Annotated in this window: 16 protein-coding genes; 5 read left to right on the forward strand and 11 right to left on the reverse strand. The window is 38.6% G+C overall.

The annotated features are described in order from the left end of the window. Positions 1-47: 47 nt before the first annotated feature. The 3 genes from ACSQ2E_RS12140 to ACSQ2E_RS12150 all read right to left on the reverse strand — a co-directional run bounded on the left by ACSQ2E_RS12140 (position 48) and on the right by ACSQ2E_RS12150 (position 1314). Positions 48-233, reverse strand: coding sequence for a hypothetical protein (locus tag ACSQ2E_RS12140; protein WP_435990805.1), 186 nt, complete (start codon positions 231-233; stop codon positions 48-50). A gap of 33 nt (positions 234-266) precedes the next feature. Then, positions 267-719 carry an NUDIX domain-containing protein gene (locus tag ACSQ2E_RS12145; protein WP_435990807.1) on the reverse strand — a complete coding sequence of 151 codons (453 nt, stop codon included), beginning with the start codon at positions 717-719 and terminating at the stop codon, positions 267-269. 304 nt (positions 720-1023) lie between these two features. After that, positions 1024-1314, reverse strand: coding sequence for a hypothetical protein (locus ACSQ2E_RS12150; RefSeq protein ID WP_435990809.1), 291 nt, complete (start codon positions 1312-1314; stop codon positions 1024-1026). A 262-nt stretch (positions 1315-1576) separates the two neighbouring features. On the opposite strand from ACSQ2E_RS12150, the gene ACSQ2E_RS12155 reads away from it, so the two are divergent. Further along, entirely contained in the window at positions 1577-2065 is a 489-nt protein-coding gene (locus ACSQ2E_RS12155; protein ID WP_435990811.1) for a sigma-70 family RNA polymerase sigma factor, read from the forward strand. A gap of 89 nt (positions 2066-2154) precedes the next feature. On the opposite strand, the gene ACSQ2E_RS12160 is transcribed toward ACSQ2E_RS12155, so the two are convergent. Next, on the reverse strand, positions 2155-2613 hold the full coding sequence (locus ACSQ2E_RS12160) for a GNAT family N-acetyltransferase (protein ID WP_435990813.1): 459 nt from the start codon (positions 2611-2613) through the stop codon (positions 2155-2157). A 250-nt stretch (positions 2614-2863) separates the two neighbouring features. Beyond that, positions 2864-3511: a pentapeptide repeat-containing protein gene (locus ACSQ2E_RS12165; RefSeq protein ID WP_435990815.1), complete on the reverse strand. Its 648-nt coding sequence runs from the start codon at positions 3509-3511 to the stop codon at positions 2864-2866. Positions 3512-3724: 213 nt separating this feature from the next. Between ACSQ2E_RS12165 and ACSQ2E_RS12170 the strand changes: the two genes are divergently transcribed. Continuing rightward, on the forward strand, positions 3725-4231 hold the full coding sequence (locus tag ACSQ2E_RS12170) for a GNAT family N-acetyltransferase (protein WP_435990817.1): 507 nt from the start codon (positions 3725-3727) through the stop codon (positions 4229-4231). A gap of 153 nt (positions 4232-4384) precedes the next feature. Here the strand turns inward: ACSQ2E_RS12170 and ACSQ2E_RS12175 are convergent, their stop codons facing one another. Beyond that, positions 4385-4894, reverse strand: coding sequence for an NUDIX hydrolase (locus ACSQ2E_RS12175; protein ID WP_435990819.1), 510 nt, complete (start codon positions 4892-4894; stop codon positions 4385-4387). A 270-nt stretch (positions 4895-5164) separates the two neighbouring features. Beyond that, positions 5165-6250 (reverse strand): citrate synthase/methylcitrate synthase, encoded by a 1086-nt coding sequence (locus tag ACSQ2E_RS12180; RefSeq protein WP_435990821.1) that lies wholly within the window; start codon positions 6248-6250, stop codon positions 5165-5167. A gap of 112 nt (positions 6251-6362) precedes the next feature. Here ACSQ2E_RS12180 and ACSQ2E_RS12185 point away from each other — a divergent pair, with 112 nt between their 5' ends. Then, a complete protein-coding gene (locus ACSQ2E_RS12185) occupies positions 6363-7241 on the forward strand; it encodes a LysR family transcriptional regulator (RefSeq protein ID WP_435990823.1) in 879 nt (292 codons plus the stop codon). 51 nt (positions 7242-7292) lie between these two features. On the opposite strand, the gene ACSQ2E_RS12190 is transcribed toward ACSQ2E_RS12185, so the two are convergent. Together ACSQ2E_RS12190 and ACSQ2E_RS12195 are read right to left on the reverse strand one after the other, a co-directional pair. Then, on the reverse strand, positions 7293-7997 hold the full coding sequence (locus ACSQ2E_RS12190; protein ID WP_435990825.1) for a class I SAM-dependent methyltransferase: 705 nt from the start codon (positions 7995-7997) through the stop codon (positions 7293-7295). Positions 7998-8333: 336 nt separating this feature from the next. After that, positions 8334-8858 carry a GNAT family N-acetyltransferase gene (locus ACSQ2E_RS12195; protein WP_435990827.1) on the reverse strand — a complete coding sequence of 175 codons (525 nt, stop codon included), beginning with the start codon at positions 8856-8858 and terminating at the stop codon, positions 8334-8336. A gap of 190 nt (positions 8859-9048) precedes the next feature. On the opposite strand from ACSQ2E_RS12195, the gene ACSQ2E_RS12200 reads away from it, so the two are divergent. After that, positions 9049-9606 carry an MEDS domain-containing protein gene (locus ACSQ2E_RS12200; protein WP_435990829.1) on the forward strand — a complete coding sequence of 186 codons (558 nt, stop codon included), beginning with the start codon at positions 9049-9051 and terminating at the stop codon, positions 9604-9606. Positions 9607-9739: 133 nt separating this feature from the next. Further along, positions 9740-10174 (forward strand): hypothetical protein, encoded by a 435-nt coding sequence (locus tag ACSQ2E_RS12205; RefSeq protein WP_435990831.1) that lies wholly within the window; start codon positions 9740-9742, stop codon positions 10172-10174. A 73-nt stretch (positions 10175-10247) separates the two neighbouring features. On the opposite strand, the gene ACSQ2E_RS12210 is transcribed toward ACSQ2E_RS12205, so the two are convergent. After that, positions 10248-10622 carry a nucleotide excision repair endonuclease gene (locus ACSQ2E_RS12210; protein ID WP_435990833.1) on the reverse strand — a complete coding sequence of 125 codons (375 nt, stop codon included), beginning with the start codon at positions 10620-10622 and terminating at the stop codon, positions 10248-10250. A gap of 127 nt (positions 10623-10749) precedes the next feature. Further along, on the reverse strand, positions 10750-11637 hold the full coding sequence (locus ACSQ2E_RS12215; protein ID WP_435990835.1) for a diacylglycerol/lipid kinase family protein: 888 nt from the start codon (positions 11635-11637) through the stop codon (positions 10750-10752). Positions 11638-11868: the final 231 nt, after the last annotated feature.

Raw genomic sequence — 11868 nt, forward strand, 5'->3', positions numbered from 1 at the left:
ACTCCGTTTACTATAGACTTTTACGTATATTCTCTAGAAGAGTTTAGTCAGAATTCCCTCGACTTTTCTATGGACGGAAGCCTGTGTAATAGAAGCCCGGTCCCAATCGTTAACAGCGTTAAGAGGAAGGCACTAAAGATGGAATTCAAGTTGTAGTCCTGTTCAAAACCATCTAACACACTTGAATAAATGCCTGCCAATATCCCAGTCAAAATAAAAGTACTTATTCTCATCAATCATTTCCCTCCTTTTTTGAATAAATAGAACTAATTAATGTCCCCCAGATAAACCTTGGATGATTTATTGACAATATATGATTCTATTTCTTTAGGATAGAATCTATATTCTTTCAGTGCACTCAAATCAATCCACTCTACCCCGACTTGATGACTATCGGGATTAGATGGAGTCTGATCACTGTTCCATTCATGGACTAGCGTACACTCGAAATAAAGCTCCATTTGATGCAATTCGGAATCAAATGCTGCGTGTTCATGGTTCTTACCGATATACTCCCTTACATGGACTAGTTCCCCTACTGACACCTCGCATCCAATTTCCTCAAGGCATTCTCTTTTTAACGCCTCATGGAGTGTTTCACCATGTTCTTGTCCACCCCCTGGGAAAAGATAAAAAATATTGACTTCGTCTTTGTTTTTCGTCAGAAGTATTTTGTTGTCTATGATAATGATGGCTTTTGCTGAGTTACGTATTTGCATCGGGTTATTCTCCTTCTATTTCTCATATGTATAAAACGTTTGACACTGAATGTAATTAGTAAACCTTTAACATTCCTTTACTCTTTTTCAATATTTAACATCTTAAATCCTGCCTAAGTTGTAAAGTGACTCCACATGGTACAGTCATTTCTTAAGCAGGAATAACATTTTAAGATGCAGACGATCCTTGGCATCTACCTAACGATATTCATTTTCCTGCATAGTATTTAATTTACATAATATTATTATGATGTTTTCATTGGTGTTTATCTATAGGGCATTTAGACTTCTAAACCGCTGGATGTTATTCATTTTTATTCTTTATTTGTTCCCGGATATGTTCTAATTCCTCAAGAGATAACCTGTTTAAGGACCCTTTTATCTCATCTTCCAGCTTCTTTTTGTTTTTCTCCCGATAACTACCCCACCATTCCCTGAGGTTATCCGTATTCGAAAGTAGATATTCGATATCAATCTCTTCAATTTCATCATCGGATAAGTAGTGAAGGACGGCGGCTAACATTTGTTCAAGCTTTTCAATCTCTGCATTTTTCTGAACCAGTAGATCTGAGTGTTCATCACTTTTCTTAGGCATATTAGGACCTCCTTATAGTGGATGGTCCTTTTAGTATTGCTAATGGGGAATGTTGTTAAACACTTTCAGTTTACAACATTCATATAGATTTTTAGCAAAACGATGAATTCCTTATCACTTAACGATGATGAGTATCCTTGAGAAGTTTCAGTTTCCCCTTTGAAAACAAGTATTTCCCCCTTTTGTCTCAAGCTCAGACACTTTGTAAGGTTAAGCTACCTGGGAATACAAAGAACGGCGCGCCGGTCAAAAGGATACTGACTTGGAGAAATTCGAAGAGCTTCATATGCAATATGACAGGATGATTCACAAGATCATTCATTCTTTACACATTTACAAAAACAAACCTGAATACTATCAGACCGGCCTCATTGCACTTTGGGAGGCACATCAAAAGTTCGACCCGGAAAAAGGGGCATTTCCTGCTTATGCTTATTCATATGTTCGAGGCAGAATACTTTCTCAATTGACAAATGAAAATCGAAATGAAGAAAAAAGTATTTTCAAAGAGACGGAGTTTTTTGACATGATCGAGGATGAGCATATCAAAGAAGGACTGGCCGAAGAAATGCTATTCAGTTACTGTGGCGACTTAACTGCGAATCAGAGAAAATGGGTCATGTATACTTGTCTGCATATGCTGACAGTAAGTGAAATTGCAGAGGTAGAGAATGTATCCATATCCGCTGTGAAAAAGTGGAGGAAGGGCGCAAAGGAAAAGGTTCGGGGAATATTGGAGATTAGAGGGTAAGTCTTTCGTTTAAGATGATAGGTACTTTCAGCTTCTAATGTAACCTCAATTCACAAAGGGCCAATCATTTTAGGCCCTTTCAAAATATGTTAGTTAACCGTAACTTTTTTCAAAACAGCCATTTCCCTGCCAAATCGGTCACCATGATCGATAAATCCTAAACTCTCATATAAGCGGTGGGCCCCTTGATTTTCGGGATGGTATCCTACTACAATTCTATTAATATCATAGGTTTCTGTCATTTCATGGATCATCAGATCAGTTGCGGCTTTTCCGATTCCTTTACCTTGATAGTTTTTATCCACCATGATCCGGTATACCCAATAAGCATCCAATTCTTCAGGTTCAGAATTGAACATTAGGAATCCAACTATTTTATCTTCATAATAAATGGCGAATGGTTTTAAAGTCGGCTCGAATTTTGATTGAGCGATTGATATGGCATTGGGCTCAATATATTCCTGTTGCTCAATAGATAGTTCCAGCTGACAGCATTCGTACCAATTTTCGGCGTTTACTTCTGCGATTTTCACATGATTCTTATTCAAATATGTTCCCCTTTCACTCCATGATGTTCTTGTATTTTAGACCATTGAATCATACCATAAATTTCAAGAAATAAGGAGCGTATTTTCATTTTTTAAAATAAATAGAAATTATTTTTTATCTGTCATTAACTCTTGGATTTACGAAGAAACTGCGGATAGGCAGCGATGGCAATCAAGCCACCAGCTTTTCCGGCATTCTGCCTTGTCAACTCATAGATAAAGGAAGTTTTGAACAACAACAGTCTTTATACTACTCCTTCACTTTCAATCCCAATAAGCTTGCAAACCCGATCGCCTGCTCAGGTGAAACTTCACAACCAGAAAGATTTTCAAGGGCTACATTGATGCGTGTAAACCTGCATGTACTAATATCAATACCCTTTAGGTTAGTCTGAGTGAAGTCAATATCATTAAGATTGCACTGATTAAAGTTGACCTTAAGCAGTTCACAGTCAGAGTAATTGGCATTTTGTAAAAAGGTCTTGTTATATGTTACCTGTTTTAATCTTGCTTCAACAAAGTCACACATATTTGCCAGGCACTCTTCAAAACGGACATTTCCTAAATGAGCACCGGTAAAATTCACACCCAATAATTTGCATTCTTTGAAGATGACCCGATGGATGATTCCTTCACTGAAGTTTACATTCGACAGATCGCAGTTTTCAAACACGACATCTGTCATGTCGATACGGGGGAAAGATGCACCGGTGAATGAGACATTTTTAAACATAACTTTTGATAGTACGAGCTGATCGATCTCTTCCAGGTCCAACCCCGTATTTTCTATCGTACAATTCGATAGGAATGGATCTTCTTCATAATAGATATCTTGAAAATTGGCAGACCTTAAACGAGCAGGGATTTTCGGGTCTTCGATTTTAAATTTGTGGCCCATGATTACACCTCAGATTATGTTCATTTTGTATAAAGAAACTATAACATGAAGAAAATTGAATAGTAGTCTTGGATTTTTAATAGGTGTGTGTCTCGCAATGGTGTTAGTGGTCAAGTTTATAGCATTAAGCGTAGTTAAGAGAAAATAATGAATTTCCTCTCTTAACTATTTCAAGTACAATAAGGTGGAATGATTGGAAATGGGGTGTTCACTATGAAAGTAACAGAAACGAATCGTCTCTCCCTTAGATGGGTGGAGGAATCGGATACAGGATTTATTTTGACATTATTGAATGAGCCTGGATGGCTTCAATATATTGGAGACAAAGGGGTTCATACTTTGGAAGATGCAAATCGTTATATCTTGAAAGGTCCGAGAGCCATGTATGAGCAAGAAGGATTCGGATTATTCTTGGTAGAACGAAAGCTTGATCATGCACCGATCGGTTTGTGTGGACTGATTAAGCGAGACGGACTGGAAGACGTGGATATTGGTTTTGCCTTTCTAACTGACTATCAATTTCAAGGGTATGCATATGAAGCCGCTTGCGCTACGGTGGAGTTTGCTAAAGAACTCGGGATTAAACGACTGGTGGCGATAACGACAAAAGATAATGATTCTTCCTCTAAACTTCTTGAAAAATTGGATATGAAGTTTGAAGGATATGTGACATTGCCCAATGATACAGAAGAACTAAAGAAATACGGATTGAAACTCTAACTATATAGGAAATTTAATAACTGAGTAAAATTTTCTCATATCGAAAAGAGCTGGGTCATTAAACAGACAGCTCTTTTCCATAGTTTATAAATAATCGGTTTTGCCTGAATGAATAAGAACACGCCTAACCTATACCAGGTAAGCGTTTACGTCCTATTCGTATAATTTCTTTAATTCTACCAAAACATAGTTTTCCCTTTTAATCCATCGATTGTCCTCATACGTGCCCATCAACATTTCGTTCCCGTCAATGGCTTCATCCAATGTTACCCATCTGGGAGTCATCTCGAGCTCCGCCTCATATTCTTCTAATCGTTGAGGTATTTTATCCAAGTCTGATAGTTCGCAATGAAAATAGTGTGAAGTCATTTCAAATAGTGTATCTTCATCATTCATGTCCATATGCCTTTGTGTCACGATACCTACAGGCTCTTTTACCTGACAGTGTATGAAGCCGGTCTCTTCGGCAACTTCCCTTATCAGGGCAGCAGACAGACTTTCATCTTCTTCGACTCCGCCTCCTGGAAATTTATAATCTCCCCTGTTGGAATGCATAAGAAGGATTTTACCATCTTGCATTATGACTGCCTTAACGGCGGTTCTATATTTCGTATTGTATTCAGTCATCCCGTCTTTTGGTTTACCTAATACAGTTTCAAACAAACCTTTTGCTCCTTTCTTCGAGTATATTAGTTACCCTACCGGGGTGGGGATTGGGTTGATTGAAAACAAGTAGGGAATAACTTTAATAAGGATTGATATAAGAATTGAGCATGCTTGAAGATATCCCTTATACCAGTTCGCACTATTTACCATTCGACAAATTTTCTTATTGTCCTTCAATACCATAATCTATTCCAAAGAAAAAAACGCATAGAGGACTCTAAGCGTTTACACAAAACCTTCATCAACTAGACGGAAATGCTTCGTTATTTAGGCGTTTCGTTTTCCAATATATTTGGATTGCGGCCTGAATATGGTATTGTTTTCAGCCTGCTCCAATACATGTGCGGTCCAACCAACGATGCGAGCGGCCGTAAATGTCGGTGTGAATAACTCTGATGGCAGATTAATCGATTTCATGATGGCGGCAGCGTAAAATTCTACATTGGTGTATAGGGATCTTCCCGGCTTTAATTCAGCTAACAGTTCGATCGCCTTCTTCTCGACAAATAGTGCCAGATCCAAAGAGTGATCATCCCCCTTATTTTCTAACAGCTTTTTTCTTAAAGCAAGTGCCCTTGGATCATGAGTCTTATATACCCGATGACCAAATCCCATCAATTTTTCACCTTTCAGCAATTTTCCTCTGATGATATTTTCGGCTTTTTCAGCCACGCCTATTTCATTCAATAAATCAATGACCCCAGATGGTGCCCCACCGTGAAGTGGACCTTTCATTGTCCCGATCGCTGAAGTGATGGCTGAAACAAGATCTGATTCCGTTGAGGCCGTGACCCTTGCCGAGAAGGCAGAAGCATTCATTCCATGTTCGAGTGTGAGAACCATATATGTTTCAAGTGCATTCACAACTGCCTTTGAAGGACTTTTTCCGGTCAGCATATATAGATAATTCTCCACATGGCTTAACTTGGTATCTGCCTCTAATAGAGGTCGATCCATCAGCATATTGAATCGATAGGCAATGATGGTAGGTATGACAGCTGTCAATCTCAATGATTGCTCTATAGTAGGCTTCCATTTGTAAACTGATCCTCCCATAGAGGAGATAACCGTCCTTAATACACTCATGATATCCATTTCTTTTGGGAGAGTATGAAGGGTGTCCTTCATTGCAGGTGTCAAGTCTCGGTAAGTGCTCAATTTCTTCTTGATTTCCACTGCATCCTCGTCTTTTGGGAGATACCCATACCACAACAAGAACGCAGCACCTTCAAATGACAGATGACTGAGTTCTCCGATTTCATATCCCCTATAGATGAGGGTACCTTCCTTTCCATTAATGTGACTGATCGACGTTTGAGCTGCGACTATTCCTTTTAACCCTTCACTAAACATTCAGAACATCCCCTTTTTGCTTTATTACAATTATTGTATAATGGATTTATAATTAAGAAAATTAAATATATTTAATTGAATTGATTATATTTTATAATAAGGGGTAGATCTAGTGGATTTGAATATTATTAAAACATTTATTATCGCAGCTGAATTCAATCATTTCAGGAAAGCTGCCGAGCGATTGTATATCTCACAGCCGACCGTATCGGTACATATTAAACAACTTGAAAAAGAACTCGGAGTGGTCCTTTTTGAGAGAGAGGGGAAGAAAATCAAACTGACAGAAGCGGGGAGATCCTATTTACAAAATGCGAAGCGATTGATCGAGGTTTATGAGGAAGGAATAACAGACATTCAATCTTTTAGTCAGGGTTATACGACCACACTTAAAATGGCTATCTCCCCTTTGATTGCTGATAATGTGTTGCCTTTTGTGTTAAAGCAATATTTGGGGAATCATCCCCAGGTGGAGATTTCGGTTGAAATCATTGAATCTGCGGAAATAGAAAACGCAGTTTTGGAAGAAAGGGTGGATATCGGACTTTCCTGTCTCCCCTGTTTCAGTCCTGAACTTGAACAGACTCTCTTGTTTTCAGATAATGTCATTTTGGTGGCTCCTCATGATGGAAGGGATTTTGAATCAGCACCGCCCCTGGAAGAAGAGGAGTTACTGGCTTCGAATTACTTATTGACCCACAATCACCCTTCTTATTGGGATGAACTCTGTTATACCATCAAACAATTTTATCCGACAACAAGGATGATGAAAGTTTCGCAGACACATATTACGAAACGGTTCATCGCAGAAGGGCTCGGCGTATCTTATCTTCCTTCCTCATCAGTTAGGAGAGAGCTGTTGGAAGGGAGGCTTCTAGAGGTCCATTCAAGTGCTTTTCCCATGCCGGAAGCTAAAACCTTCGCACTTACAAAATATCAACATAAAACACAAAACGAATTTTTACGTTTCCTGTCTCGATTCAGAGTGTGAAAAAAGGATGGGATCATCACAAATTAGTGACGATGCCATCCTTTTTATTAATTACCTTTTTTGAAAAAGACCTGTCAGTAAGTCAGATGCGCCAAACATGTTATCTGAACCATTTTTATCGATCATTTTCCTGATTTCAATGGGCTTTAATGATTGGAAGACACTCTTTAACCGTTCTTCTGTATATCCTAACCCTCCCATCAGTGAGCCTTTTTTATATACTTCCCAATCAGATAGATCAGAGCCGCCTAATTTACCACCCTGATAAAAACATGTTATACCAAAGTATCCTCCCTCCCCTAATGCTCTTTCAATGAGAGTTAAGTAACTTATCCTTCTATGAGGAGCAATATGGTGAAAACATCCTGAATCGTATATGAAATCGTACTTTCCAATTGGGAAGTCACAATCAAAGATATTCTGATGTAGAAAGTTGATGGTCAAATTTCTTTCCTTGGCTCGTTCCTTAGCCCAATCAAGGGACGTTTTAGATACATCGACTGCATCAACCTCGCATCCCTTTTCTGCAAGGTGAATGGCATTCCTACCCGGTCCGCAGCCAAGTTCGAGTACCTTGCCCCGTGTGATTATTCCACGTTCTATATAAGAAACTAAGTTCTCGTCGGGTGCATTCACAAAGATAGGTACAGGTTTCTCCCGGTCAGAAAAAAACTCATCCCAGAATGGTTCAGGTTCCCGTAAAAATGAATCAAGCATGGTTAATAAATCATCGTAATTATGAATACTTTCTTGCATATGGTTCCCTCCTTTATCTATCAACTGATTTCATTTTACTTTATTACAAGGATAGAAAGGTTACCACGATTTTACAAATATATTATTTTATGGATGAATCACGAGTGAAATTTATGATTCGCTCTGCTTATACGCATCCAAAAATCGATCTTACGGGGTCTTTTATGTACGTAAAAGCTAGGATATTCGAATGCGTTTTCATCTAACTGGGCGGAATCTGATCATACTGGAGAGTGAGGTTGAAAGCAGTCGGATTACTATCATTGTCACAATTGTTACAAAAATGTAATAAACTACGAATGTAATATGTATCCTAGTTCTCTAATTTTGAAAGAATCAAACCAGGATCTTCTCCATACGGATATCTGACCACATTTGTTCATTCCAATAGGTAAAGTCAGGGATTCTGGCTATTACCTGATAACCCATCTGCCTGTATAGCTTATATGCCTGGGTGTTAAATTCAAAAACACCAAGTTCTATTCTAGTTAGTCCCTGATTTTTTATTTCCTTTTCTAAATAACGAATTGCTTTATATCCTATTCCCTTTCCGCGTGCCCCGGGATCTCCAATCGTAATACCTAACCAGGCAGTTCCTTTCACTTTTTTATAAAGATGAGCGGGATCGATCATATAATTCATTTCCCCCACAAGTTTATTTTCAAGGTAAATAAGAAACATATGATGAAATTCCAATCGCTCTTTCAATACATCCATGTCCATGTTCCTGCACTGTTCAAGCTCTTCCCTGTTTGGATTCGGGCGAATAAATGGAATTAAATCGGGATGGTTATCCCATTTGTTTAATGCTTTAAGGATATCAGTGTTTGGGTGGGTTAATTTTTTGATGTGAAGAGTCATCTCTCTTCCTCTCTTTCTCATTCTATGGATAAAGTGAAAAGACAACGAATTGTGCCATGTGATCATTACTTCTAAAACACAATTATTAGAATATTCAATCATAAATCTGTATAGCTTCTTATACGTTTATGTTATGCTTAAAGAAGCCTAGTGTAAAGGCAAGAATTTTTGGGACGAGAGGTGAGGATATATGGAAGTGTTAAATGATTTGAAGCTTGGAACGATACAGAAAGGTCATGTTTTTTATCCATTTCAGCAGGAGGAAGCCTACATTCGGAATTTGATGTTATTTATTCGGACTGGTTTGAAAAATAATCAACACATGTTGATTATTGAAAGCATGAGAAATATCACCAAGGTCAAGAATAGAATGAACAGATTGTTTACAGAGGAACAGCTCTCATCCATTTCGTTAGTTGATAACTTTGACTACTATTTTTTTAATGGGGACTTTAACACTCAGCATATTCTCAAAGCTTTCCAGAAGGACCTCTCCGTCATTAAGAATTTAAATTCTTCCATAAGAACCTGGGGGCATGTCGAATGGATTTCGGAAGAACCAAACGCAAACTTAATTAAAGAGTTTGAATCAATTGCTGATGATTATGTTTTTCAGGAAGGTATTCTTTCCGTTTGCGCCTATCCCCGACGCAACCTATCAAGTACGTTGACTGAAACATTGGAAATGGTTCATCAATTTGTGTTGACAGATGAAGATCTTCGATTATCCATGACATATAGGAGATAGGAAACTGTAAAGACCCTTCTTTTAAGACGGGTCTTTTATTTTTGAACTGTTTTGTTCTCATGGTTCTATGAATGACACCCCTCCAATATCTATAACTATAAAGCTTTCAACATTTATTCCAGGAGGGGTTCTTATGATCGGAACCATCAATCCCATCAAATTGAATGAAGTCATTGAGTATGAGGATCTTTTTCATGAAACATATTCTGGAACTTCTTTAAAGGCAGGGCGCATAGTACAAATTGTGTACTGGATTAAACCCGGGAAATCTTTTATTACGTATGATATTCTGGATAATAAAAAGAAATATGTAAACATTGAAGATTCCCCCTCCCCACCATCGATTCAAAGACGGGAAATCAGCTTTCAAACGTTATTTGAATTGAAGCAACAAGTTGATATTGAGATAGCCGGAGTGAAGAGACCTTCTGTCATCGTATCGATCAACATTCATTGGAGTGATGACGGCACTGAGGTTTCTTACGGAGTAACTGATAGGACGGATACAACCTATTTTGGAGTTCGGGAAGAATTGTTGGTGAAATGGAATCCAGCGTATGCCCGTTAGAAGCTTAAATACATCTCTATAAATCAAAAAGGTACCAGGGACCTCAATCGGCCCCTGGTACCTTTTAGTATTCTTACTTATAGAACACTTTGTCTACATTATATTTCGCTTGAAGTTTATTGATGATGTATGTCTCATAAATGTCACGATCCATAGCGTCCTCTACGATAGCTACGTCGATTCGGTAGACTTCTCCTCTGTGATTACGCAGTGGTGATACAGTATCTTCAAGATGCTTCTTTACTCTTTGTCGCAGCTTTCTGGCTTTCCCAACGAATAGAAGTTCATCATTGATATTATAAAATAAGATAATGCCGCCCTTATCTCTTGGAATTTCGTGAAGATCAATAAAGCCTTGGATGCTTTTGATCGTTGGTTCCTCAGAATCTTTCGGTTGTCTTCGTTCCGTTATGGAAATATCCGCTTGTGGGATTTGAATGTTTATCATGAATAGTCACGTCCTTTGTTTGCTGTAAGAAGTAATGGTAACACAAAAAGGATAGAATTACTATACAACGAAGCACTTCCCTTAAAAAAAGGAGTGCCTCTCCCCTCTCATTTCGTTAGGCGAATTCTTATTTCTTAACCGGAACGAGAATGTCCAGATGCTGTTTCAAATTTTCTATTGTGATTGGGAGTTTGTCTCCCTCGTCCCCATCAACATTGGCTATCATTTCATAGGTGGAGTTCACCAGGAGTTTGCTAACTTTCATATAGTGTACATGTTCACTTTCTGCTAATTCACCTAGCAGGATTTTAGGAAGTAATAAAAGGAACTTGGGAAGAGCCATATCTTTAATGATAAAGACATGAAGCTGTCCATCATTCACCTTGGCTTCCGGTGCGATGGTTTCCATCCCCCCTACAGAATTGGTCAGGGCAACAAGCATAAGAAGGGCTTCCCCTTCCCAATCATGTTCGGATTGGACCTTAAGCTCAAACGGCTGCTTCTCTTTCATTTTCTTCATTCCTTCTATTATATAGGCAAGTGGTCCAAGCTTTGATTTCTGTTCAACCGGTGTGGAAAACGAAGCCTCTGCTAATGCTCCGATTGCCACAATATTGATGAAGTATCGATCATTGATCTTTCCAACGTCGGTTTTCTGAACATGATTTTGTTTAAAGATATCGATTGCTTCTTCAGGTTTCATTGGAATATTGAGAGCACGTGCAAAATCGTTGACCGTACCGAGGGGGATGAGGCCGAATAAAGGACGGTATTCCTGTTCAGACATTCCATTAATGGCTTCATTGATTGTGCCATCCCCGCCCATTGCGGCAAGGAAATCGTATCTTTTCTCACAAGCTTCCCTCGCAAATTCCATTGCGTCCCCCTCTCCTTTAGTCAATCGCAAAACGGTCTCATACCCCATATCCTTCATTGTTTTAAGTGCATGGTCACTATATTGTTCACCCAATTCCTTCCCAGAAGATGGATTGACGATTAACATGGCTTGCTTCACGTTATTTCCTCCCTTTTACATTATGTATTTCATTAGGCTTTACCCTAAATGTAAAGAGAGGAATCCTTTTCCATCGTGAAAAAGCAGGGCAGCCAAATGAATAACCTGATTTCTATAGTATCAACATGATCAATGGAACAACCCGGACTCTTTTGGTTTTTTCAAGATATTGTGCATATGTGTACCTGCCTTTGTTCCAAACTGAAGGTTTGGAACTTAGTATACCCAACT

This window comes from Rossellomorea sp. LjRoot5, from assembly GCF_964253455.1.
Classification (GTDB): Bacteria; Bacillota; Bacilli; order Bacillales; family Bacillaceae_B; genus Rossellomorea.

Excerpts from the sequence above, each read along its gene's own strand:
- ACSQ2E_RS12140 (WP_435990805.1), bottom strand. The coding sequence starts at position 233 with ATGAGAATAAGTACTTTTATTTTGACTGGGATATTGGCAGGCATTTAT.
- ACSQ2E_RS12145 (WP_435990807.1), bottom strand. The coding sequence starts at position 719 with ATGCAAATACGTAACTCAGCAAAAGCCATCATTATCATAGACAACAAA.
- ACSQ2E_RS12150 (WP_435990809.1), bottom strand. The coding sequence starts at position 1,314 with ATGCCTAAGAAAAGTGATGAACACTCAGATCTACTGGTTCAGAAAAAT.
- ACSQ2E_RS12165 (WP_435990815.1), bottom strand. The coding sequence starts at position 3,511 with ATGGGCCACAAATTTAAAATCGAAGACCCGAAAATCCCTGCTCGTTTA.
- ACSQ2E_RS12170 (WP_435990817.1), top strand. The coding sequence starts at position 3,725 with ATGAAAGTAACAGAAACGAATCGTCTCTCCCTTAGATGGGTGGAGGAA.
- ACSQ2E_RS12180 (WP_435990821.1), bottom strand. The coding sequence starts at position 6,250 with ATGTTTAGTGAAGGGTTAAAAGGAATAGTCGCAGCTCAAACGTCGATC.
- ACSQ2E_RS12190 (WP_435990825.1), bottom strand. The coding sequence starts at position 7,997 with ATGCAAGAAAGTATTCATAATTACGATGATTTATTAACCATGCTTGAT.
- ACSQ2E_RS12195 (WP_435990827.1), bottom strand. The coding sequence starts at position 8,858 with ATGACTCTTCACATCAAAAAATTAACCCACCCAAACACTGATATCCTT.
- ACSQ2E_RS12200 (WP_435990829.1), top strand. The coding sequence starts at position 9,049 with ATGGAAGTGTTAAATGATTTGAAGCTTGGAACGATACAGAAAGGTCAT.
- ACSQ2E_RS12205 (WP_435990831.1), top strand. The coding sequence starts at position 9,740 with ATGATCGGAACCATCAATCCCATCAAATTGAATGAAGTCATTGAGTAT.
- ACSQ2E_RS12210 (WP_435990833.1), bottom strand. The coding sequence starts at position 10,622 with ATGATAAACATTCAAATCCCACAAGCGGATATTTCCATAACGGAACGA.